Origin of the sequence: Pyxidicoccus sp. MSG2 (genome assembly GCF_026626705.1) — a bacterium.
Lineage (GTDB): Bacteria > Myxococcota > Myxococcia > Myxococcales > Myxococcaceae > Myxococcus.
The window spans coordinates 7,759,530-7,782,905 of sequence record NZ_JAPNKC010000001.1; the positions used below are offsets into that span (position 1 = coordinate 7,759,530).

The window sequence follows — 23,376 nt, forward strand, 5'->3', positions numbered from 1 at the left end:
AGGCTGCGGGGGACAGCTTAATCAGGACGGCGAAGGGCGTGCGCCCGAGGTCAGCGGGCGAGGTGGATGGGGCGCGGCGGCTCCCTCGGCTGCGCGCGCATGTCGACGAGGATGTCGTAGGCGCGCGGCTCGGGGAGGACGGGGCCGGCGGCGAAGCGGTAGAGGTGGCTGACGTCGCGCTCCTCGGGGAAACGCTCCTCCACGAGCGCGCGGAACATCTCCTTCGCCACCCACTCGGTGTCCACCGACACGGAGCCGAACTCGTCCAGGTAGCGCAGGGGCGCGGACGAGTCGCTCTGCCGGGCGGTGAGGACGAAGACGCGGGCCTGCCGGGTGGGCACCACCTGGCGCGCGCCCTGTTCCAGCAGCGCCAGTTCACGGCCCTGCGGAAGCGCGAACAACTCCAGCGAGTGCCGGTGGGCGAGCAGGGCGCTCACCGCCACGAACCCGCCCAGCAGCGCCGTCGCGACGCGCGGGCCGTGCGTGGTGGGCCAGCGGCTCCCCAGGTTCATGAGCGACGCGACGAAGTAGACGCTCCACACGCCGGTGAGGGCGTAGAGGGTGCGGTACGTGGGCCAGCGCTCGCTGGCGAGGAAGCTGACGGAGTACGCGGCGGCGGACAGCACCCCCAGCCCCACCAGCCACGTCCCCACGCCGATGCGGCCCGCGCGGCGGCCCTCGACGAAGAGGCCCAGCGTCAGCACGGTGAGCGTCAGGCCCACCATGGGCCAGTAGCCCGCCGTTGGCACGGAGCCCGTCGTGTTGAGGGCGCTCAGGGCCAGCGCGTTGGGAAGCACCTGGGTGAGGAACCAGCCCGCCTTGTCGAGGAAGTGCTGCTCGAAGGCGATGCGCGGCGAGGGCGCGAAGAGACCCAGCGCGAAGGACAGCTTGGTGACGATGAAGGCGACGCCCAGGCCGCAGCCCATGACGAGGAGATGCCGCGCCAGCCAGCGCGCCGGGACGCGCAGGTCCGTGTCCCGTCGCAGCACCAGCGCCGCGGCGAGCAGCACGGCGTAGAACAGGCCACTCACCTGATAGATGAGCGTCGCGGTGCCCATGGCCACGACACCGCCCAGGCACCCCGCCCACCGCCGCCATGTGGCCTCGGGCGGTGCTTCGAAGCCTCGCCGTGCGAGGGCGAATGCACCCACCGTCAGCAGGAGCGCCACCGTCTGGGGCCAGCAGATGCCCCAGCTCGCGATGACCTGCGCGGACGGCATCAGGGTGAGGAACGCGGCGAGCAGCGTCGAGGGGGCCGCGCGCCAGCCCTCCCTGCGCAGGAGCAGGAAGAGGGCGGCGCCCAGCAGTCCCAGCCCCGTGACGGACAGGGCCCGCAGCAGGGCGAGGCCGTCGATGTTGCCCGCCTCGCGCACGGACGCTTCCAGCAGCCAGCCGTACAGCGGGCGACCCATGGCGGCGCAGACGCGGAGAATCTTCCCCGGCTCCTCGCGCGCCTCGCGGAGGATGGCGTAGTCGTCCCGCAGGCCGTAGCGCTGGAAGACGGCGCTCCCATAGATGAACCAGGGCAGCAGGAAGAGCAGGGCGGTCAGGCCCGGCACTCCGAGGGCGCGTGTCGTGGAGCGGGTCAGCAGGGGGAGAACCTCTGGCGGCCAACGTACCAGAGTCCCATGACGCGGGGCGGCATACGTGCGGGCCGGGCAGTCCGGTGGTGCTCATGGCGCCGTGCGCTCGTGTGCGCCCGGCGCCGTCGTGAGGCCCTGCCGGCCGCCTGCCCGTCCACGCGGTAGAGTCGGGCCATGCCGCGTGTGAAGCCGCTTCACGGGCCATCGTCACCGCGCGTGCCGTTGCGCGGGCGCCCGCCGGTCGCCTGTCCGGTGGACCCGGCATGGCCCGCTCCGGTCCGTCCCCGGGACGTGGCGACCCCATGACGCAGAAGAGCTACTTCGACGAATCCACGCTTGCGGGGCGCGGCCGGCGAGGCCCCGAGCCAGGGGTCCGCGTCGTGCCGGCGCTGACCATCGTCTCCCACCCCGTGCCGCGCCGGGCCGGTGAGCGGCTCCTCCTGGACGCGCTGGCCTCGGGCGGAGAGGTGCTCCTGTCGCGCAACGCGCCGGACTTCCTTCCTCCGGGAAAGGCGCTCGGCCTGCCGCTCGCGGCGCCCTTCCTGAGCCGCAAGCCGCTCCGACTGACGCCGGGCCGGGACGGAGGCGTCCGGCTGCACGTGGAGCCGGACGGGACACCGGTGTCCGTGGGCCGGCCCGTGGAAGGCGTCCTGGAGCTGGGGCCCGAGGCGCTGGCCGCGGGCGTCCCCCTCGAGCTCGCCGACCGCATCGTGCTGCTGCTCCACCTGGAAGAGGTGGAAGTGGAGGCGGCTCCGGAGTCGCTCGGCATGGTGGGCGGAAGCGCGGCCCTGCGGCGCGTGCGCCGGCACATCGCCCAGGTGGCCGACCTGGACGTGCCGGTGCTCATCCGTGGCGAGACGGGCACCGGCAAGGAGCTGGTGGCGCAGGCCATCCACCAGCAGAGCCAGCGGCGCGCGGGGCACTTCGTCAGTGTGAATCTGGGCGCCATCCCCCGTGAGCTGGCCGCCGCCGAGCTCTTCGGCGCGCAGCGCGGCGCGTACACGGGCGCCACCCGGGACCGCGAGGGCTACTTCCGCGCCGCCCACGGGGGCACCCTCTTCCTGGACGAGGTCGGCGAGGCGCCGCCCGAGGTGCAGGTCATGCTGCTGCGCGTGCTGGAGACGGGCGAGGTCTTCCCCGTGGGCGCCAGCGCTCCCGTCGCCACGGACGTGCGTCTGATTGCCGCGACGGACGCCCACCTGGAGGCGCAGATAGACGAGGGACGCTTCAAGGCCCCGCTGCTGCACCGCCTGGCCGGCTACGAGGTCTGCCTGCCACCGCTGCGCGAGCGCCGCGAGGACCTTGGCGCGCTCTTCCTCCACTTCGCGCGTGAGGAGCTGCGGGCGCTCGGCGGGGCGCACCGCCTGGATGCCGAGGACGCGCGCGCCGAGCCGTGGCTGCCGGTGCCGCTGGCGGTGCGACTGCTGCGCTTCGGCTGGCCCGGCAACGTGCGCCAGCTCCGTAACGTGACGCGGCAGCTCGTCATCGGCAGCCGTGGCCTGCCCTACCTGCGGGCCGAGCCCCGCCTGCTGCGGGAGCTGGACTCCGGCGCCACGCCACCCCCCGCCCTCACCGTGCTCGAGGACTCCGCGCCCGTCACGCCACCGCCCGAGAAGGCTCCCTCCCGGCGCAAGCCAGCGGACATCTCCGAGCCGGAGCTGCTCGCCGCGCTGCGGGAGAACGCGTGGGACTTCCAGGCCGCGGCGGACCAGCTCGGCATCCCCCGGCCCTCCGTCTACGACCTGGTGGACCGCAGCCCGAACATCCGCACCGCCGGAGACCTCAGCCCGGAGGAAATCCTTCGATGCCATCGCGAGTGCCAGGGCGACCTGGATGCCATGGCACGGCGGCTCGAGGTCTCCAGGCGGGCCCTGAGCCGCAGGCTCAAGGAGCTGGGCCTCGCGCAGAAAAACTCTCGGGGGGTGTAGCCTTCGCTCGCGTCAACGAGAGGGAGGAGCGCCCATGGCGACGAAGAAGAAGGTTGCGCGCAAGGTGACGGCGAAGAAGTCCCCCACGAAGAAGGCGGCGACGAAGAAGAGAGCGGCGAAGAAGGCTCCTGCGAAGAAGGCAGTGGCGAAGAAGTCCCCTGCGAAGAAGGCGGCGCGCAGGGCCCCCGCGCAGAAGACCCAGGCGAAGAAGGCAGCGGCGAAGAAGACAGCGCGCAGGGCCCCCGCGAAGAGGTCAGCGCGCAAGGCTCCCGCGAAGAAAGCCGCGCGGGGGGGCGCTTCTCCCTCCCTCGCTCCCACCGAGCAGGTCCCGAAGCACCTCTGGCTGCACGACGACCGGTTCGATCCTCTGAAGCTCACCGTCAAGCAGGGCCAGGAGGTCCACGTGATATCGGCGCGGAAGGACGACGAAGTGCCGGTCCACGTCCCCGAGTGCTTTGGTCCGGCCGGCACTCGCCCCATCAGGCCGCAGGACACGCTCATCCTGCGGGTCCTTCCCGATGCGAAGGAGGGCCCGTACCAGATCAAGGCTCCTCCGAAGAGCGACGACCCCCACACCGACCTCAAGGGGGATATCGAGGTCATCTCGAAGGACTGAGCGCCCGCAGCCGCGCGCGCAGCTCCACGGCTTCCGCCCACCCGGGCCGGGTGGCCAGCGCGGCCTCCACCAGCGAGAGGCCGCGCTCCACATCCGCCTTCGCGTCCTGACCCGTCCCGGCCCGCCACTCCGCGTGGGTCCGCCAGAAGCTGCCGAAGGCGAGCCGGGCCTCTCCGTCGTCCGGCGCCAGCTCCAGCGCCTTCGTGAAGGCGCCCTCCGCCGCCGCGAGCTCCGCGTCCGGGGCCTGCCTCCGCCGCATGAGCCAGCCGGCGCGCACCGTGTGGACCTCTCCCAGCGAGCGCCAGGCTTCAGTCTCGCGGGGGTTGAGCTCCAGCGCGCGTCGCAGTGCCTCCTCGGCGCGGGACAGCTCCGGCCTCGGGTCCTTTCCGTGCTCCAACTCGTACGCCGCCAGCGTGTGGAGGACGCGGCCCAGGTTGGCCCTCGGCACCGCGTGCCGGGGGAGCCGCTCGATGGCCCGCTGGTAGGCCTCCACCGCTGCCCGCGCGCTCGGGCCCGGGTCCCCGCCCAGCTCGCGCTGGTAGCGGGCGCGCCACGCGTGGACCTCGCCCAGGTTGTTGTCTCCCAGCCCGCCCTTCGGCGCCAGCGCGAGCCCCCGCGCGTAGGCGGCCTCCGCTTCGTCGAGCAGCGGGAAGGGCGAGCCGCCGTGCTCGCGAGCCTCGCGGGCCCGGGCGATGTGGATGGCTCCCACGCCGAAGTGGAGCGGCGCGAGCGAGGGGTTGATGGCAATCCCCTGCTGGTACATCGCGAGCGCGCGCTCCAGGTCCGGCCGTGTTTCCCCGCCGCGCGCCCGCTTCCTCCGAGCCAGCTCTTCGAAGACCTGGCCCTCTTGGAAGTACGGCACGAGCTGCCCGGGGTTGAGCGCCCGCGCCCGGCCGAGCGCCTCCGCGGCCCGCGCCAGGTCCGCCTCCCCGTCGCCACGTGAGTGGGAGGCCCGCCGCAGGTACGCGGCGCCCAGGTTTATCCACGCATCCGGCAGGTGCTCGTCGAGCTGGAGCGCCGCGCGGTAGGAGGCGATGGAGCGGTCCCGGTACGGCAGCGGGTCTCCGCCCGTCTGGTCCTCGTGGTCCGCGCGGAGCTTGAAGACGAGGCCGAGGTTGGCGTGGAAGTGGTAGTCCCGCTCCTCGGGGCCGATGCTCTCGAACGCCTCCGCCGCCTGCTGGAGCGCCTCGCGCGGGTCCTCGCCGTGTCCCAGCAGGTCGCGCGCGCGCTGCCACAGGCTCAGCCCCAGCTCCAGCCGGGCCTCCGGCCGTCCGGGCGCGAGCGCCAGCGCCGCGCGTGCCGAGGACAGTGCCTCGTCCAGCGGCGACCGGGCGTCCTCTCCGCGGCCGGTGCGCTGCTCGGCGAGACGGCGGTGGAGGCTCGCCTTCAGCACGTGCGCCGCGTAGTCGTCCGGCGCCACCGTGAGCGCGTGCGAGAGCGCCTCGGTGGCGCGAGCGAAGGGGGGCGCCACGTCGCCCTTTCCGTACAGTTCCATGACGAGGGCGGCGTACTCGAGCTGGGCCCGCGCCAGGTACACGGCGGGCACGCTCTCGCCGATGGCGGCGGCGGCGGCATGGGCGCGGCGGCCCGCCTCGAAGTCGGCGCGAGCCTCCTCCGTCCGCCCCTCGTTCCAGCGCCGGGTGGCGCGGGCCAGCAGGATGTCGCCCTGGAGCAGGGGCACCTCGAAGGACCAGGACTCGCCGCCGTCTCCTGCGTTCAGCCGCGCCAGGGCCTCGTCCAGGCGGTCCTCGTAGAAGTCGATGAGCGCCGGCACGTACGCGGGGGAGGGTGTCTCCGCGCCATCGGCCAGGCGCAGGTACGCGAGCGCCGGGTCGCGGTAGCGGCGCCGCAGGTCCGTGAGGAGGGCCTCGCGCGCGCCCACCTCGCGCAGCCGCTCCGCCTCCAGCCGCCGCGCCTGGTACTGGTGCCCCAACACCAGCGCCAGCGCGTACGCCAGCCGGGGCTCGCGGAAGCCGTGCTCCCAGGCCGTCTCCAGGTGCTCTCGCGCGGCCGCCTCGTCACCCAGGGCCAGGTGGCCCCGGCCCAGCGCGAAGTGGCCGGGCCCCAGCGCGGGAGCCCCGGCCGTGGCCAGCTCCGTCTCCAGCTCCCGCATCCGCGCGCGCAGCTTCTTCCGGTCCGCGCGCGTGTCGTGCAGCGGCGCCAGCCCGGAGTAGCGCGCCAGGGCCTCGATGTTCTCCACCCGCTCGGTGAAGCGGCGCGCCAGTCGCTCTCGCTCCGCCACCTCCCGGCGCGCCAGCACGGCCTGGCCCACCGCCACGCCCACCACCGCCAGCGCGGCCACGGCCAGCGCCGCCAGCCGCCGGTGGCGGTGCAGCCGCTTGCGCAGGCGGTACCACGCGCCCGCCGCGCGCGCCCGCACCGGCTCGCCGGAGAGGAAGCGCTCCAGGTCCTCCGCCAGCGCGCGCGCCGAGTCGTAGCGGGCCGAGCGGTCCTTCTCCAGGCACTTGAGGGTGATGGCCTCCAGGTCCGCCGGCAGGTCCGCGTCCAGCGCTCGCGGCGGGCGCGGCTCCACGGTGGCGACGTTGGCGAGCACCTCCAGGCCATTGTCCCCCGGGATGGGCGGCTCGCCCGTCATCAGGTGGTACAGCGTGGCCCCCAGGCCGTAGACGTCCGCCCGCCGGTCCAGGCGTGCCGTCTCGCCTCGGGCCTGCTCGGGCGCCATGTAGTGCGGCGTGCCCAGCACCGTGCCGCTGGCGGTGTGGCCGTCCTTCCAGTCCCGCGCCAGCCCGAAGTCCAGCACGTACGTCCGGAGGGCGCCGTCCTCCGCGCGCTCCACCAGGATGTTGGAGGGCTTCAAGTCACGGTGGATGAGGCCGGCGTGGTGGGCGGCATGCACGCCCTCGGCGGCGTCGCGCAGCACCAGTGCCTTCTGCTCCGCCGTGAGCACGCGGACCAGCGCCCCCAGCGGCTGCCCGTCCACGTACTGCATGGCGATGTACACCCGCCCCTGCACCTCGCCCACCTCGTACACCTGGCACACGCCTTGGTGCCGCACCCTCGCCTGCGCGCGGGCCTCGGCGACGAAGCGGCGGGCCAGCTCCACGTCGTCACCCCGGACGAACTTGAGGGCCACGTGGCGGCGCAGCCGCAAGTCATAGGCGAGGAACACCCGCCCCATGCCACCCTGGCCCAGCAGGCGCACGGGCTGGTAGCGGTCCCAGTCGGGCACGGGGAAGTCCAGGGCCCCCGCGTCCATGGGCGCGGGTGTCACTCCGCCCTCCGTGGGAGGCCCCTCGGCGGCGGGGGCGGAGTCCCGCTCGGAGCCCTCCGGGCCGGTGCCTCCGCGCAGCCGGCCCCGCAGCGACAGCAGCGTCTCGTCGGAGAGCTTCCCCCGGGCCACGAGCAGCTCCAGGGGTGACTGGCCCAGGCGGCGGGCCTCGGCGCCCAGGGCGTCCGCCTCCTCGCGCCCCAGCACGCCCTCCGCCAGGGCCAGGCCCAGCTCCGCTTCGTGCGCTTCCCTCATGCCCGTATCTCCACGACCTCCATGAGAGCATGCTCCCCGCGTCTTCCGAGACGGGCCGCCCCTACTCTGGTGGGAAGCGGGGCCCGCCGCCGGAGCCGTCCCAGGCGAGGCCGCCCTCCCAGGTATCGCTCCCGGTGCCGGCGAAGAGGACGGCGGGAGGCTCGATGACCCAGGTGTCCGAGGCACCCCTGCGTGTGCTGAGCCATCCGCCATGCTCCGCCAGCCGGTGCCCGATGAACTCGGGGAAGCGGCTGCCGAAGGTGACGGTGTCGCCGTAGCGCAGGGGCCCGTTGCCGGGGCCCGCGCGCCGCACCTCCCACTGCTGCTGGAGGTAGTCCCGCGAGTCGTCGGTCTCCGAGTAGTAGCAGTCCTTCCTGTCCCGCCACGCGCCCAGGCAGTTGTTGCGCTCCAGCGCGTCCTCGGTGGAGAGGACCTGGACGGTGGCGCCGTCGCGCACCTCGCCATGGCCCAGGCGCAGCTCCAGCGTCACCGGCTGCCCCGCGCCGAGACTCGGATAGGCGTAGCCGAGGGACGTCTTCGCCGCCGTGACGTACGCGCCGCTCGAGTGGCGCAGGCGGAAGGGCTGGCCGTAGCGCAGCGGCGTCCCCGGACGGACGTCGGGCACCGGCGCGAAGGGCGGGTCCACGCGGGGCGTGGTGCGCGTGAGGGCGAACCCGAAGGTCGGCGCCTGGAGCACGCGCTCGCCCAGGTTCCATTGCGCCCGGGGGATGCCCATCCACTCCAGCACCGTGGCCGTCACCGAGGTGTGGTCGAAGGGCACGTCGCCGGGGGCGCGGAACACGGTGCCCTCCTCCACCCACGGCGACACGAGGATGGCGGGTACGCGCACGCCGTAGCGGTCGAACCCGAAGCCATGCTGGAGCGGGTGGGGCGCGGGGCCCCGGCCCCAAGGAGGCATGGCACCCCAGGGCGGCGGCACGTGGTCATACGTCCCGCCGTGCTCGTCGAAGGTGATGATGAGCAGCGTGCGCTCCCACGCCGCGCGGTGGGCGCTCAGCGCGCTCACCACCTGCCGCAGGAACAGCTCCGAGCGCGTGACATTCACCGGCGGGTGGTAGTCGTTGCCGTTGACGATGTGGCCCATGACCTCGCCGGCCCAGGACGGCTCCAGGTAGGTGAAGGCGGGCAGGCTGCCGGTGCGCGCATGCTCGAAGAAGCGGGCCATGGGCTGGAAGTGCGAGTCGATGCGCTCGATGCGCTCCAGCCGGGGGAAGATGCGCCGCGTGTAGGGGACGCTGCTGAGCAGCGGCGGGAAGTTGTCGTGGCAATACACGGCCCAGTCCCGTCGGCCGGCCCGCTCCATGACGTGCCACAGCGTGTCTGTGTCGAAGGCGTCGTCCGCCAGGGGCGCGTGGATGGCCTTGGGCTCGCGGGCGTGGAAGCCGTTGTCCACCAGCCCCAGCGACGTCCCCGCCAGCGAGAAGGCCCGGTTGGCGTTCGTCTGCGTGGGCACCGAGGAGAACCACGCGTCTGACACCGCGTAGCGGCGCGCCAGCCCGTTGAGCACCGGCAGGTCCGCGGGCGTGTAGCAGCGCAGCACCTGGTCGATGCGCTCCAGCGTGCGCGCGTCCCACTTCAGGTTGAAGCGCGTGGAGAAGTCCTGGAGGAAGCCCTTCATGTCCGGCACCGCGCCGGGAGCCGGGTTCTCCTTTGCGCCATATAGCTGCACGTTGACGTGCTCGTAGTCCTCGTGCGTGTTGGCGCCGGGGTTGTTCATGGCCCGCACGCCGGGGGAGGGCACCGTGGTGCGCACGGGGTGCCCCGCGCCGTCCTTCAGCGTGTTGGCCAGGGCCTCACGGTCCAGGAAGTCCAGGCCATGGAAGGCGGGCTCCCCGGGGCGCAGCGCCGGCAGGTGGTGGAGGGGCAATTCATCGCGCCGGTACAGATGACCCAGCACGCTGTCGAAGCCCCGGTTCTCGAACATCACATGGACGATGTGTTGGATGTGGTCGCGCATGCCTCGAAGGCAGTGCAGCCCCCATGCCGTGCGCGCCTCCTCTGGAAGCGGACCGCGCGCGCTTCGTCGAAGACGCGCGTCGACGCGTCGACGTGCCCCCGTCGACGATACGGGCGCGGGCGTCGACGAAGCGCGCGTTCGCGCCCTCTATGGAGGAAGTCGCGTCCGCGAGCGCTGGCACTCCGCGTGCTCAAGGCCCGGGGGACTCCCTGGCTCGCGCGGGCATGACGTTCGCTCGGGGCAGGGCCCCACCCCGGAGTGCGTCATGAAAGTCGATTTGATGGACCCCTTCACCGGCGCGGCGAGCGGGCTGTCCGACCTCACCGAGAAGGCGCTGGAACAGAGCCCCGAGTTCGCACGGCACGTCCAGATGATGCGCGGCGACCTGCTGATGGCCGCCGAGGCCGAGCCCCCGACGGACCTGATGGGCTACCACCTGGTGACGGCCGTCACCCAGGACACCGTCAACTTCCAGTTCAAGAAGCTGTTCCAGAGCGGCGTCATCCACCGCACGCTGGAAATCGAGGACCCGGAGACGGGCATCCGGCTCTCCGCCAACCTCGACGCGCCGCTGGTGCGCTTCGGCGGTGAAAGCTCGCCGTACACCGTCCTCTTCATGCTGCGGCTGAAGAGCGGCGCGCTGACGTACTTCGAGGGCTTCGGCCCCAAGGCCCAGAAGAAGGAGCTCCGGTTCAAGGGCTGGCAGTACGCCTTCCGCGTCAACATGAACATGCTGCAGCACCAGCGCAGCGCGCCGGGCGCCGTGCCCGAGGAGGTGCGCCGGAAGCTGGAGGCGTTCTCCGATGACCTGTTCTCCATCCGCCGGCTGTTCATGGACTTCCAGAGCGCGAACCTCGCGGACTACGCGCCGGAGCTGAGCCAGCTGCCCACCGACGGCGGCGGCGGCGTCAGCCGGGGCGTGCTGCTCCAGTTCACCCGAGCCCTGGAGCTGTACTTCAAGTCCTTCAAGAACACGGAGAACCCCTACATCCTCGGCTACAGCATCGAGCGGAAGAATGCCGCCGAGGGTCCTCCGGCGCTGTTCGCGCCCAGCGGGACGACGTTCTCCTGCTTCCAGGACGCGGCGCAGCCGGGCCTGAGCAGCCTCAACTTCCTGCTGATGACGCGCGGCCAGCCCTTCCCGGTGGACCCTCGCGCGGGCGTCTTCCCGCGCAACTGGGTGACCTCTGGCGAGTACGACGGCCGCATGGTGGTGGCCGCGCGGCAGTTCCGGAAGGAGTACGTGGAAGCGGAGCTGCTGCCGCGCGTGCGGGAGGCCCTCCTGCGAGTGAGTGAGTACGGCCTGTCGGACTGGAGCGAGGTGAGCCCCGACGTCATCAGCGAGATGCTGGGCGAGGCGACGGGCAGCCTGAGCGGCCCGGCGTGGAGGGCCAGCGCACGGGTGAACAACCTGAATGACGACCCGGACTCCGCCAACCATGGCTACGGGGTGAGCCTCACGCCGCAGGCGCCCGCGGGCTCGCGCATCTTCCAGAGGCGGTACCGCTCCACGACGTGCAGCCTCTGGCAGGCCAACGGGCGCGACCTGGTGTTCCACGGCTACGGCGCCATCGAGGACCGGCAGGAGTTCTACCACTACCCGCTGGGCATCGAGACCTTCATCTGCCACACCCGCACGGGCATCTTCTTCGGCTTCACCGTCCGGCTGCTCGCGGGCACGGATGGGAAGCTCACCCTCCAGGTGGACTTCTCCGACTCGAAGCCCGTCAAGGAGCACGACCTGGGCCTGCTGGCGAAGATTGCCAACTTCCTGGTGAGCCCCATCGCCGGGGACTTGAACAAGCAGCTCGACCAGATGACCCAGCACGGCGTGGACCTCCAGACGGCGCTGGTGAGCGGCATGCAGGGGGCGCTTCGCGCCACGCTCGGCGAGGTGGAGACGCGCGTGGTGCTGCCGGCCGGCGACGTCTTCTTCTACAAGAACATCACCCGGGACAGCGCGGACAACGTGCTGCTCGACATCAGCTACAAGACGGAGCACCTGCAGGGGACGAAGCACCCGCAACCGGTGCTCGAGGCGGTGGCGGGCGCGCCGGCCCGGCTGTGCTCCACCGTCTCCACGGAGCTGATGAAGAACTACGCCAGCGCCTCGGTGGTGAGCGCCGGAGAGCGCTTCGAGGTGGCGCAGGACTCGCGGGGCGAGCCGCTGCTGTTCTCCCTGAGCGAGGACCGGCGCCTGTTCGTCACCCGGCGCGACGCGGCGGGCTCCACCGGCTGGCGGCGGGAGGACCTGTCCGCCGCGCTGGGTGAGGGACTGGAGGCCACTGCCTTCGAGGTCTCGCAGGACCGCGATGGCACGCTCACGCTCGCGCTCGCCGTGTGCCCGGCGGGCAGGCCGGAGGACGCGCGGCTGTACGTGTCGCCACGGCTGTCCAACGACGAGGCGGTGACGGACTGGAGCCAGGTGGGGACCCTCTGGGTCCACCGTCCCCTGGGCGAGGGGCCGGTGCGCATCACCCGCATCCTGCTGGGCACGGGGGACGACGGTGACGGCGCGCCGCTTGCCCTGGTGGCGGTGATGACGCGCTGGAAGGAGGCGAAGCACTACCAGTTCAACGCGGACGCGGAGGACGCGAGCTGGACCTGGCGGCCCTACGAGCTGCCGGAGAATGCCACCGAGTTGCAGGACCTGGCCATCGGCCGGATGCAGGGGGACCGCGGCGTCTACGCGCTCTACGCCAACGGGCGCAACCAGACGCTGGAGTTCACCAGCATGCCGGACCCCGAGTACGGCAAGCGGGCCCGGTACGTCTTCAAGCTCCCCTCCCGCGCCCGCTGCATTGGCGTGGTGCCCGGCCCGGACGGCGCGCTGTCGGATGACCTCTACGTGGGCGGCGAGGGCGTCTTCCTCTACGCCGGCTCGCGGGAGGCGGTGTCCGCCGTCGCCGCCGCCGGGGACGTGGGCACCGTGGAGCGGCTGCTCGTGCGGCGCGATGCGGACACCGTGGCGGTGTGGACGGTGGATGCCGCCGGGGGCCTGGGCTACACGAGCGCCCCCCGCGCCGGCCGCGAGCTCGCGTGGTCTCCGCCCCTCCAGCTCGGCCAGGGCGCCCGGCAGGTGGCGGCGCTGCGCAACCAGGCGCGCCTCACCAACGCGCTCTTCGTGGTGACGTCCGCGGGCACGCTCGAGTACCGCCACCAGGACCCGCGCACGCGGCGCTGGGAGTCGAGCGAGGTGCCGCTGCCGGACAGCGGCCGGCTGCTGGAGTTCCCCTGCTACACCAGCCAGGTCACCCTCACGGATGACAAGGGCGAGCCGGCGGCGCTGGCGAAGGTGCGCCTGCGCGCGTCGGAGTGGACGCAAGTCACCGTCAACGGCGGCACCCACGTGCTGGACGCGGACCGCGACGTGGAGGTGGAGACGGACGTGCAGGGCCGGCTCACCCTCATCAACCAGGTGAGCGGCCTCGCCTCGCCCACCTTCTTCGTCCACGCCGACGGGCTGGAGGACGAGCTGCGCGTCGAGCCGGCCGCCCGCGTGCTGGAGACGCTGGGCCGCATCCACACCGGGGACGACCTGCTGCGCTTCAAGTCGCGCGACGGCAAGCCCCTGGGCGGTGGCGCCACGCCGAAGCAGCGGGACACCGCCGCCCGGGCCGTGAAGGAGCTGGTGGGCCTGGCGGGCACGCTGAAGGACGGAGGCCCGCGGGGGCCGGGAGGCGGCGGGATGCTGCGCGCGAGCCGGGCCCCGATGGGGGCGTCCCGGGCCAGCGCCTCCGCGACGCGGCCGCACACCTGGGGCGTGGTGCTGGAGGGTGGACGGGAGGGCTTCTTCCGTGGAGAGCAGGCGCTCGCCACCCACGGTCCGCGCGCGTCGCCGGGCGGGCCGCGCATGTCCACCGCGCTCGCGATGGACACGGAGCCGGGGCTCGTCGCGGCGCCGGCCTGGTTCCCGGACGCGGGCAGTTTGCTGGCGGCCCTCCAGAGCGGCGCCCGGAAGGTGTCGGACTTCCTGGTGCGGGTGGTCAACGACACGGTGGAGTTCGTGGTGACGCTCGGGGAGAAGGTCCTCCAGGTGGTGCTCCACGCGGCCGAGCAGGTCTACGCGCTGGTGCACTGGGTGCTGAAGGAGACGCTCGGCGTGGACCTGGACGACCTGGTCGACTACTTCGGCTTCCTGTTCTCCTGGCAGGACATCGTCGTCACCCACGACGTGCTGGTGAACCTCATCAACCAGACCATCGCCAGGGGCACGCAGGCGCTGGGCGGCGTGGCGGGAGCCCTCGACGGCTTCTTCGAGGACCTGAAGAAGCGCGTCCGGGCCTTCGCGCCGATTACCCAGGCCGGTGACGCCGTGAGCCGGCCCGGACTCCAGGCGGCCCGCGACGCGCGGGACTCGTTGCCCCGAGAGGAGGAGGCCCGGGTGGACGCGTTCAGCCGGAGCCCGGTGGGCAACTTCGCCGGCTACCACCTCCAGCAGGCGCTCAAGTCGGGCTCCACCGGTGGAGTGCCCAAGCTGCCGGAGAGCGACCCGCTGCGCGCCACGCTGAACGACCTGGTGGAAATCTGGGAGACGATTCGCGTCAACGTGGAGCAGCTCGGCACCACGCTGTCGGACGGGCTGCTGAAGGGGAAGCTGTCCTTCAACGACCTCATCGTCCAGCTCGGCTCGGACGTGGTGGTGGGCCTGCTGGACGTGTTCAAGACCATCCTGGTGAAGCTGCTCGGCTTCGGCCAGCGACTGGTGACGGCGGCGCAGGACCTCATCAACAAGAAGCTTGAGCTGCCCGTCATCTCCGCCCTGTATCGCGAGTACGTGGGCAATGACATGTCCGTGCTGGACGCGGTGGCGCTGCTCATCTCCGTGCCGCTCACCACCGTCTACAAGCTGCTCAAGGGCGAGGCGCCGTTCCCCTTCGTCGACGTGGGCCCGGTGCTGAGCGCGGCCGGCGTCCCCGGGGCCCTGATGGCCGCGGAGGCGGTGGACCCGTCCGAGCTGTCCCAGCACCCGCGCTACGCGGGGGCCAGCAAGAAGCCGCGCACCTTCGCGTTCGACACGATGGTGGGCGCGGGCATCTGGACTGCGCTGAGCGGCGCCGGGCTGGTGGTGGGCGCGGCGGGGTACGGCCTCCTCAAGGTGCTGTCCCTCTTCCAGGTGACGAGCGACGCCATCGTCAAGCCGCTGTACAGCGCCATCGAGAAGCTGAAGACCTTCCTGACTGCCCTGGCGCCGGTGGTGGCGCCGTTCATGGTGGTGTTCAGGCTGGTGATGTTCATTGGGAAGGCCATCTGGCTCACCGCTCAAGCGGTGAAGTCCTTCCAGCCCATCGCCGGCACCATCCGTTATGCGCGCTGGGCGGTGGGCGGCCTGGCGGTGGTGGCCGAGTTCATCAGCGCGGTGGACCTGGCGGAGAAGGCCGGCCCCATCGTCCGGATGATTGGCGCCACCCTGGACCTGCTGCTCGCCGTGCCGTACGCCATCGTCCGCATCGTCGACCACGCGGGCGGCGAGGACAAATGGCTCATCGGCCTGGACGTGGTGGAGGGCGTGTGCAGCTTCGTGGACTGGGTCTCCACCATCTGCAGCGGCAGCGCCAAGCTGATTGACGAGGGCACCGTCAAGACGGGTCTCGGGGTCGCCTCCGCGGCCCTCGCCGTGTTCACCACGGGCATGCTGGGAGTGACTTCCGCCACGCCCTTCTTCCTGGACCAGGTCATCGAGCCGATCTGACGGGCCGCGGTTCATGACGCCGTGAGGAGCGCGGGTCCCCGGAAGGCCAGGGGGCTCGCGCTTCGTTCGTGGAGAACGTCGCCTCCACGCCCCGCTCGGAGGGCCACACCACCTCACAGCGGACCTCCGGCAGCTCCCCGGCACGCCGCCCCAGCTCGATGAAGCTCGTCCGTCGGGCTTGGAACCAGGCAGCCGACCTACCCGCGAGGTTGAAGTAACCCGAGTCGACGAAAAGCTGCCATATCTCCTCCACACGGGAGCCGTCGGCCTGCGTCGCCGGGTGGAGCCCCCGCGCGCCCGGCACGTCCCGGAGGCGCTTCGGTGACACCGCGGGCGCGGAAGACCCAGGCTGGTGGGTTGTCTCGGGCAACGGGCGGACCCGTGCCTGTGCGTCTTGCGCCCTCGAACTGCCTCCGGATGTGCGGATGCGCGCGCGGAGCCGCCCGGAGAGAGGGGCGCGCCGCGCACGAAATTCCATACGGAGATAGGCGCGCGGTCTGGTCGTCGGAGAAACGCCTCCCCCACTCGTAACCATTGCCACCTGTCTGCGATGATGCCCGCGGGCTTGGGGACCGTTGCGGCACAGACGGGAGCCTTTCGCATTGGGGAGCGGAGACGATGCTGCGGGTGCGCCGAGAACAGATGCGCGTGTTGGCTGACGCCGTGACGCGTGCGCGAGTGGCGGTGCTCATCGAGCAGCTCGTTCCCCAGTTGCTCGTGGAAGTCCCCGCGGCACCGGCCGAGTGGCCGACGACGCCCGGGACGGCGGAGACGCTGGAGGCGGACACCCTCACCCGGTGCATCGAAGCAGGCTCACGCCACGGCCTCACGATGGAGGCCGGGGCGCGTCTCTATGTGGCCCTCGCGCTCGCGCACGGCTGGGACTTCGAGGCGCGGCCCGACACGGCCTGGCTGCGCCAGTTGCTGGAAGACGAAGACGTGTTCGACCCGCTCGAGCGGGTGCGACGTGCCCACGCGGAGTGGGTCCGGCGTCGCGCGCTGGCCGGAGAGAACCAGCGCCGCGAAGCGGAGTTCCTCGCGCGGTACGGAATGACGGAGTGACGAGATGCCAGCGGATACGTCGGACGGCGCGGTGGCACCCTGCCCCCTGGAGCGCGGGGGGCTGGAAGTGCTCGTGGTGGGGGACGACGGGAAGGCGCTCGAAGGGGTGAGCCTCGAGCTGGCGGAGAAGGACGGGAAGCGGGTCCTGCGCTCGCGGACGGACGAGAAGGGACACTGCGTCTTCAAGGGGCTGTTGCTGAAGCCCTTCGACCTGCGCCTGCCGAAGGTCGACGGCGGCATCTGGCACGTGGTGGGCGAGCAGGTGCTGGAGAAGAAGAAGGAGGACGCGCCGCCAGCGCCGTTCGGCGCCCCGCCCGAGGACAAGGACGTCGACGGGGTGGTGTACAAGGCGAAGGGTGGCGAGAACGCCAGCGTCCTGGCCTACCGCTATGGGGTGGCTCCCACCGCGCTGCGCCGGGAGGATGGCCGGCCGCTGGACCTCGAACGTCCTCTTCGCCAGGGGGAGACCGTGCGCGTGCCGGCGCTCAGCCGGCGCCGGGCGGAGGTGCAGACCGGACGGAGGTACATCGTCCACCGGGCCCACATCCCCTTCTCATTCGTGCTGCGCCTGCGGGACGAGTACCACGGCCCGCGCCTGCGCGTGCCGTACCTGCTGAAGCTGAAGCTCTCCGACGGTCAGGAATTGCCGCACCGCGAGGGGCACTCGGACGACGAGGGACGGGTGGTGGAGTCCATTCCACCCGAGGCGGCCGAGGGCGAGCTCGTGCTGGCGAGCGGTGACCAGACCGAGCGGGTGCTCCTGAAGCTGAGCCTGCCCGAGCCCATCGACGAGACGGACGGCCTGCGGGAGCGACTCGACAACCTCGGCTTCAACTGCGGCGGAGAGAGCGGTGCGCTGGGGGAGAAGACCCGCGCCGCGCTGCGCTGGTTCCAGTACGCGCTCGGGCTCGAGACGACGGGCGAGGCCGACGACACCACCCGAAACGCCCTGCGCGCACTGCACGGCTCCTGAGGACCTGCCATGAGCTGCCCACACGTCGAGGACGGCGTCGTCGCCCAGGTCTGCGGCGAATGCGAAGAGCTGTTCTGTGCGCTGTGCTTCGCCACCCACTCCCACCCGAAGGTGGCTCCGGTCTCCGCCTTCAACCAGCTCACCGCCGCGGAGCGAGGCGACGACGAGTTCGACCCCTCGGAGTGGGATGACGATGACCCCCCCGTTTCCGCCTTCGGGGAGCTCACCGCGGCCCAGCGGGGTGACGACGAAGTCGAATGGACGGAGGCGGAGCGCGCGGATCTCCAGGCCTACTATGAGCAGCTCGAGAGGGAGGCGGCGGAGTCAGTCCCGGTCAGCGACTGGTTCATGGCCGAGGCCACCCGTCAGGCCGAGCAGCGCGTGGAGACCGTGGTGCCGCCACCCCTCCCCCTCTTCGAGCTCTCCCTGCCGCAAGGGCGGCCCGTCCAGACGGTGGCCTTGAACTCGGTGACGACGCTGGCGAAGCCCGCGCCGTCGCCTCGGGAATACCCCTTCCGGTGCCTGCTGTGGAACGTCGCCAACCTCGGCGGCAAGTTCGGCTATCCGAAGGAGCGCGACGACTCGGTGATTGAGGCGACCGCGCGCATCATCCACCAGGCGGACGCAGACGTGGTCTCCATCCTGGAGCTGCTCGGAAGCGGCAGCGGAGAGAAGGAGCCGAAGCCGCCGTCGAAGCCGGGCCCACGGGGCGCACGAGGGGCGAGCAACCCGCTGCTCGAAAAGCTGCTCAGGGCGTTCAAGCTCGGCAACGAAGGGCCGGCGGTGGAGGAGCTGAAGACGCTCCTCGGACGGTATTTCTCCGAGCAGGTCCAGGGTGCCATCTGGCCGGGAGCCGCGCCCGATGTCACCGCGCTCGTCGGGCAGGCGAAGGCCTTCCAGGACCGTGACTCGGGGGCGACGCTCGACGGGTTGCTCGACAGGGCGTGGAGGTCCGTCTGCCAGCCCCTCCTCGCCGGGCTCGCCCCGAGGCGGGTGGACGCGGATGGGGGCGCTCCAGACCCGGCTGAGGTGGACAGGCTCGCGGCCGCGATTGGCGAATCGACGAAGAAGCGGCGGCAGGAGAAGCGCAAGGGGGGCAATCAGGACCACGTCATGCTGACCGAGCAAGCGGAGGTGCTCGGCAATGGAATCCTGCTGCTCTCCGCGGAGGGCTACACGCACTGGCTCGAGAGCTACGCGTCGAACTACGCGAAGGACGATGGGTTGGGCGGGGTCTCCAAGGAGGCGGGCAAGAGCCGCGACAAAGCCTGCAAGAAGATCCTGGAGATGCTGGGCACCGGGTGCGCGAGCCTCTGGGTCCTGTTCCTGCGGGGCCTCGTCGGTACCGAGGTCACCGGCGAGATGCGCGCCAGCTGGAGCAGGGCCGAGGGGCCCAGGGCCAGCTACGAGAACACGTTGTGGTCTGCCTGCTGGACTGTGCTGCTGCACGCCAACGTGAAGGCGATGACCGCCGACTACGAGCGGCGGCTCGCGCGCTGGAAGAAGCGCCACGGCAAGGGGGACGGCAAGGCGACGAAGCACGACGGCGTGCGGGAGTTCCTGCGCATCCGCGACGCGCTCAACGTGCTCGCGTCGGACGCGTATGACTCCTGGCCGGCGAAGCTGCCGGAGGACGCGGACAAGAGCCTCTACACGCAGGGCGAGACGTACGGTCTCCTGTGGAAGAAGGCGACGGTGGCGCCGGACCTCGACAACGTCGGGTTCGTCACCGCCTTCGCCGGCGAGTTCGAGTTCTCGAAACGCCAGCCGCTGCGCTTCCCCCTCCGGCTCAAGAAGGCCGCGTCGGGTTCGCCCATCGTCCTCGTTCCGTGGCACGCGCCAGCGCCGAGCGCGTCGAATGCGACCGCCCGCTCCAAGGACTTCCCCGCCTTCGTCCGCTATTGCGAGGCCGAGCGGAAGGCGAAGCGGCTGGGGGTGCTCCTCTCCGACCTCAACGTCAACACCGTGTCGGGCAGCACGTCGGTCGAGCACTGTGATGGCACGCTGGAGGTCGGCGCGCTGTTCCAGGGCATCAGCGGCAAGGTGGATGCCTACACGGTGTTCCCGGCCCAGGTGGGGACTCAGTCCACCCTGGCCGTCTCGAAGTTCCGGCCCTGGCTGATTCCAGACCTGTTCGAGCAGGATGACACCTCCGCGGAGCTGGTGAAGAAGCTCGTCAACAAGGTGCAGTCGAGTTTTGTCTCGGGCCACTTCAAGACCTCGCACGGTCTGCTCGAGTTCATCCAGGGCCACAACAAGGACTTCACGCCCCAGCACCGGATGAGCGCGAGCGCCTATGACAAGGTTCTCCCCATCTGCGGCAGGGCGGACCGGTGGAAGCTCGGCTTCAAGTCGACCTGGGCGATTCCCTTCCCGCATGCCCTGGCGCTCGAGGAGGAAGCCGAGTTCTTCCGGCCCCGGGAGCAGCTCTCCGCGCCCCTGAAGCCGTTCGCGTTCCTCCTGGCGAAGGAGGCGGGGCAGACCCTCAAGAACCTGCGCGCCTACGCGGAGAAGCCGGCGAAGGCGAAGAAGCTCGAGGAGCTGATGCTGGTCGCGCGAGAGCTGAGCGACCACCTGCCCATCGTCGCGGAGCTGCTGCTCATCGACAACGAGGCCGCCGCGGAGGAGGCGGTCGTCGAGGCGCCCATCGAGCTGTTCAGCGTGAAGCCCGTCGCGTCCAGCGAGCTGGAGGAGCGGGCCACGGCGTACGAGAGCGCGGCGACGCTCCCGGCGCGGGAGAAGGCGCTGGAGGAGCTGACGGGCTGGTGGAGCAAGACCTACGATGCGACCGCCCCGACGGATGCCGCGCAGCGGCGGTTCCAGCGCGCCCTCCAGAAGTGGGACACCATCGTCGAGGCCCGCGAGAAGCGGGCCGACGACGACAGCCGCCAGTCGTCGCGACCGGCCCTCAAGCCGGAGGAGCCGCGAAAGAAGGAGGACAAGAAGACGCTCGCCGTCCACCTCCATTCCGTCGCGCTCGGGGCTCGCGACAACGCGGGTGGGGGCGACTGCCTCTTCCGCAGCCTCGCGCAGCTCGTCTTCGGTGACGAGAACCGCCACGACGAGGTGCGCCAGGCCTGTGTGAACCACCTGGAGGACCTGCTCGCCGGGCGCTCCCTCGACGCGGCCGGCCGCGTGGGCGACATCACCCAGGGAGAGTTCGCCACACGGCTGGGGCAGCTCCACGACTGGCACCGCGTGCAATGGCCGAACGCGCTGGCCTACCGGCGCCTCCCCGGGGTGGACCGCTGGCAGCAGTTCTGCCTCGGCATGAGCCGGGGAGGGGAGTGGGGCGACCTCATCATCCTGTGCGCCGCCTCGCACCTCTTCGGCGTCCGCTTCCGCGTCTACGTGCAGCTCGGGGGCGGCGCCTACTACAACGATGAGGTGGACTTCGTGAACCGCGCGCTCGGAGCGCGTCCGGAGCTGACGCTCGTCAATTACGGCAACTACCACTTCGTCGCGGCGGTGCCGACCGCGCGCGAGGCGCTCATCGACGCCAGGGTGGGTGTGCCCGAGGGCTGGGAAGGGCTGCGCGCGCGTCGCGACCGGGCTCCGCCGCCGCTTCCGCCTCAGCAGCCCGCGCCGGAGACGGGGAAGCCAGCGACCTCCAGCCCCCCCACCACGAGTGCGCCCAGGCCCTCCGGCCGGGTCTTCCGGTGGCCCGCCAACGTGCCCTGGTCGCTCGCCGACGCCAATGGCGCTCCTGGCTGCCTCTTCCTCTTCGGAGAGAATGGGGTGAACAAGGGGAGCCGGATGTTCCAGCCCTCCACCCAGGCCTGCATCCGTCCCGCCGCCAACGCCGTCGGCATCCGCACCTGCTGGAAGCCCGGCGCGGACGAGAGCGACCAGGGCGCGATGCTCGACGGCGAGCTGGCGAAGAACAAGAAGGCGATGGACGAGGACTTCCGGGAGAGCCTCCATCGGCTGCGGACGGGCCGCTACACGACGCTCGTCATCCCCTGGGACACCACGAAGAACATGCCGGCGCTGGGGACGGGCGTCGCGAAGCTCCCGGATCGGGCGAAGAATACCTATGCCCACCTCTGCGAGTGCACCGCCTGGCTGATGAAGTGGGCCGAGGACAACCTGGGGAGGGTGCTCTTCTGCCCCTTGGACACGGGACTCACCGAGCAGAGCTGCAAGAGCGACCCGGAGTCACTGTTCATCCATGAGGTCAACTGCGGCCTCGATAACCCTGACGCCCTGAGGGGGTGGGTGGGGAGGTCCCGCCTGTTGCAGCTTCCGAACGTTGGGCCCGTCCGCACCGGGAGGACATGGTTCCCCCCCATCCAGGATGCGAAGCTGGCGGAGAACACCCGGTTGCTCGGTCTCGACTTCGACGCGCTGGAGATGGCGGTCAAGTCGGGCCGGTTCCGCCGCGTCGTCTACCCCGAGGCAGGCCATGCGCTCGGTCAGGAGGCCGACCTCCAGAACACCGCTCCCAACACCCACGCCTACGTGCAGAAGCGGCTGAAGCAGCTCGCGGACCTGTGCGGCGCGACACCCGCGCCCCTCCTGGCGTCCGTGCCGACGTCGCCGCCGGTGTCGAGCTCTTCATCGCATTCCGACCTGGTGATCGAGGACCTCGACGCCGGGGACGATGACCCGTCGACCCGGGAGGCGGATGGGCGTCCGACCAAGTCCCAACGGACGGCGCGGGAGGGCGATGTCAGCAGCAATCTCCCGAAAGCGGAGCCGGACGCCGACGCGCAACCGCCGGTGGCAGTGCATCTTCCTCCTCCGCAGCAGCCCCCGCTGGAGCAGCAGCCCCCTCCGCAGCAGCCCCCTCCGCAGGAGGAACCCCCGAACCCTTTCAAGCGCCGGAAGACGTTCGTCGAGGAGGAATAGCGGGTCGCCGCCGGTCGTCTTCCGGTGCCCCGTCGGCGACTCGCAGCAGCCCCTCGCGGACGAGGCGCCGGCACAGCGTCACCCGGGCCTCTTCGGTCAGTGTCTCCGGCAGGTCCCGAATCCGGAACCGGGACTGCTCGAGGACGTACCGGAGCGCGGGCTCGCAGAACGCGGGGGCCACCAGCGCGCCTCCGTTGAAGCCCAGGCTCACCTCGTCTCCGTTGCGGGACAGCACGCTCGCGTGTCCCGGCCGGGTCTCCAGCTCGCTGTCCGGGCGGAGCGCACCCAGGTGCTCCAGGGAGCGCAGGTAGCCTCCCGGCCCGGGGCCCACCACCTCGTCCGCCTGCATGAGCTGCGCTTCCAGCGTCTCCAGCAGCGGGTCGAGCGGGCCCAGCCCGCGAATTTCGTCCGACAGTTGCTCCGCGAGCTCGAGGATGCAGGGCACCTGTCGCAGGCCTCGAGTCCGGACGGAAGCGACCGAGCGGCGCCAGTGGGCATGCCTGCTCACCACTGTCCTGACCAGCTCCGCGAGCACCGCGTCCATGAGCAGCGGCCGGACGCCAATCGACAGGTGGACGGAGCAGCAGTCATCGGTGACGGCCGAGTGCGGGGTGCCCCTGGGCAGGTACAGCAAGTCCCCCGCCGTCAGCTCGACTTCGCGGACCGGTGCTCCCCAGTCCTCGGTGCCCATCTTCCGGCCTTCGAGTGGGAAGTCCTCCTGCGCCGCGTACAGGCGCCACCGCTTCCGGCCGGACGTCTGCAGGACGAAGACGTCGTGCCCGTCGTGGTGGGTGCCGAAGCCCTGGGACGCCGGGCCGGTGATGTACGCGTTGCCGTTGGCGTAGCACCGGAGCTGGCGCTGCACGGCATCCACGAGCGCATGCACCGCGGGCCAGCGCCGGTGCACGCCGTTGAGGTTGAGGGTGTAGCCCTCGCGAAAGGCCTGGAACACCGTGCGCGGCGGGGCCTCCTCCTGCTCATGGAAGATGATGTCCGGCTTCCCCATGGCCACCAATCGCAGCTCATTGCCGCGCGGCTTGACGGTGAAGAGGTACTGCTCCACTTCATCGAGCCCGAACAGGCCGGCGTAGTGGTCGGGCGTCTGGCGTTGGACGTGGAGGGGTTCCTTCTCCCAGTACGCCTCCAGGAACGCTGGCAGGGAGAGTGGGTCGAGCAGCTTCGCGATGGCACGGTCGACTTCTGACATGG

At 71.4% G+C, this 23,376-nt stretch carries 10 protein-coding genes; 6 read left to right on the forward strand and 4 right to left on the reverse strand.

All coding sequences use genetic code 11. From position 1 onward, the window contains the following. Positions 1-50: 50 nt before the first annotated feature. The gene (locus tag OV427_RS30540; protein ID WP_267859721.1) at positions 51-1,559 is read right to left on the reverse strand and encodes a hypothetical protein; all 1,509 of its coding nucleotides are present in this window, start codon (positions 1,557-1,559) and stop codon (positions 51-53) included. Between the two features lie 326 nt (positions 1,560-1,885). Between OV427_RS30540 and OV427_RS30545 the strand changes: the two genes are divergently transcribed. Next, entirely contained in the window at positions 1,886-3,511 is a 1,626-nt protein-coding gene (locus OV427_RS30545; RefSeq protein ID WP_267859722.1) for a sigma 54-interacting transcriptional regulator, read from the forward strand. Between the two features lie 34 nt (positions 3,512-3,545). After that, a complete protein-coding gene (locus OV427_RS30550; RefSeq protein ID WP_267859723.1) occupies positions 3,546-4,127 on the forward strand; it encodes a hypothetical protein in 582 nt (193 codons plus the stop codon). On the opposite strand, the gene OV427_RS30555 is transcribed toward OV427_RS30550, so the two are convergent. Together OV427_RS30555 and OV427_RS30560 are read right to left on the reverse strand one after the other, a co-directional pair. Beyond that, the gene (locus tag OV427_RS30555; RefSeq protein ID WP_267859724.1) at positions 4,111-7,611 is read right to left on the reverse strand and encodes a serine/threonine-protein kinase; all 3,501 of its coding nucleotides are present in this window, start codon (positions 7,609-7,611) and stop codon (positions 4,111-4,113) included. The two genes, OV427_RS30550 and OV427_RS30555, sit on opposite strands and share 17 nt — an antisense overlap. A gap of 61 nt (positions 7,612-7,672) precedes the next feature. Further along, on the reverse strand, positions 7,673-9,589 hold the full coding sequence (locus OV427_RS30560; RefSeq protein WP_267859725.1) for an alkaline phosphatase family protein: 1,917 nt from the start codon (positions 9,587-9,589) through the stop codon (positions 7,673-7,675). 265 nt (positions 9,590-9,854) lie between these two features. Here OV427_RS30560 and OV427_RS30565 point away from each other — a divergent pair, with 265 nt between their 5' ends. From OV427_RS30565 to OV427_RS30580, 4 genes are all read left to right on the forward strand, one after another. After that, on the forward strand, positions 9,855-15,281 hold the full coding sequence (locus OV427_RS30565; protein WP_267859726.1) for a hypothetical protein: 5,427 nt from the start codon (positions 9,855-9,857) through the stop codon (positions 15,279-15,281). A 642-nt stretch (positions 15,282-15,923) separates the two neighbouring features. After that, entirely contained in the window at positions 15,924-16,343 is a 420-nt protein-coding gene (locus OV427_RS30570; protein WP_267859727.1) for a hypothetical protein, read from the forward strand. Positions 16,344-16,347: 4 nt separating this feature from the next. Further along, positions 16,348-17,316 (forward strand): peptidoglycan-binding protein, encoded by a 969-nt coding sequence (locus OV427_RS30575; RefSeq protein ID WP_267859728.1) that lies wholly within the window; start codon positions 16,348-16,350, stop codon positions 17,314-17,316. A 9-nt stretch (positions 17,317-17,325) separates the two neighbouring features. Further along, positions 17,326-22,167 (forward strand): OTU domain-containing protein, encoded by a 4,842-nt coding sequence (locus OV427_RS30580; RefSeq protein ID WP_267859729.1) that lies wholly within the window; start codon positions 17,326-17,328, stop codon positions 22,165-22,167. Here OV427_RS30580 and OV427_RS30585 read toward each other — a convergent pair. Next, positions 22,133-23,374 carry a cupin domain-containing protein gene (locus tag OV427_RS30585; RefSeq protein WP_267859730.1) on the reverse strand — a complete coding sequence of 414 codons (1,242 nt, stop codon included), beginning with the start codon at positions 23,372-23,374 and terminating at the stop codon, positions 22,133-22,135. The genes OV427_RS30580 and OV427_RS30585 overlap by 35 nt on opposite strands. Positions 23,375-23,376 lie beyond the last annotated feature (2 nt).

Excerpts from the sequence above, each read along its gene's own strand:
- OV427_RS30575 (WP_267859728.1), top strand. The coding sequence starts at position 16,348 with ATGCCAGCGGATACGTCGGACGGCGCGGTGGCACCCTGCCCCCTGGAG.
- OV427_RS30565 (WP_267859726.1), top strand. The coding sequence starts at position 9,855 with ATGAAAGTCGATTTGATGGACCCCTTCACCGGCGCGGCGAGCGGGCTG.
- OV427_RS30555 (WP_267859724.1), bottom strand. The coding sequence starts at position 7,611 with ATGAGGGAAGCGCACGAAGCGGAGCTGGGCCTGGCCCTGGCGGAGGGC.
- OV427_RS30585 (WP_267859730.1), bottom strand. The coding sequence starts at position 23,374 with ATGTCAGAAGTCGACCGTGCCATCGCGAAGCTGCTCGACCCACTCTCC.
- OV427_RS30580 (WP_267859729.1), top strand. The coding sequence starts at position 17,326 with ATGAGCTGCCCACACGTCGAGGACGGCGTCGTCGCCCAGGTCTGCGGC.
- OV427_RS30545 (WP_267859722.1), top strand. The coding sequence starts at position 1,886 with ATGACGCAGAAGAGCTACTTCGACGAATCCACGCTTGCGGGGCGCGGC.
- OV427_RS30570 (WP_267859727.1), top strand. The coding sequence starts at position 15,924 with ATGCGCGTGTTGGCTGACGCCGTGACGCGTGCGCGAGTGGCGGTGCTC.
- OV427_RS30560 (WP_267859725.1), bottom strand. The coding sequence starts at position 9,589 with ATGCGCGACCACATCCAACACATCGTCCATGTGATGTTCGAGAACCGG.
- OV427_RS30550 (WP_267859723.1), top strand. The coding sequence starts at position 3,546 with ATGGCGACGAAGAAGAAGGTTGCGCGCAAGGTGACGGCGAAGAAGTCC.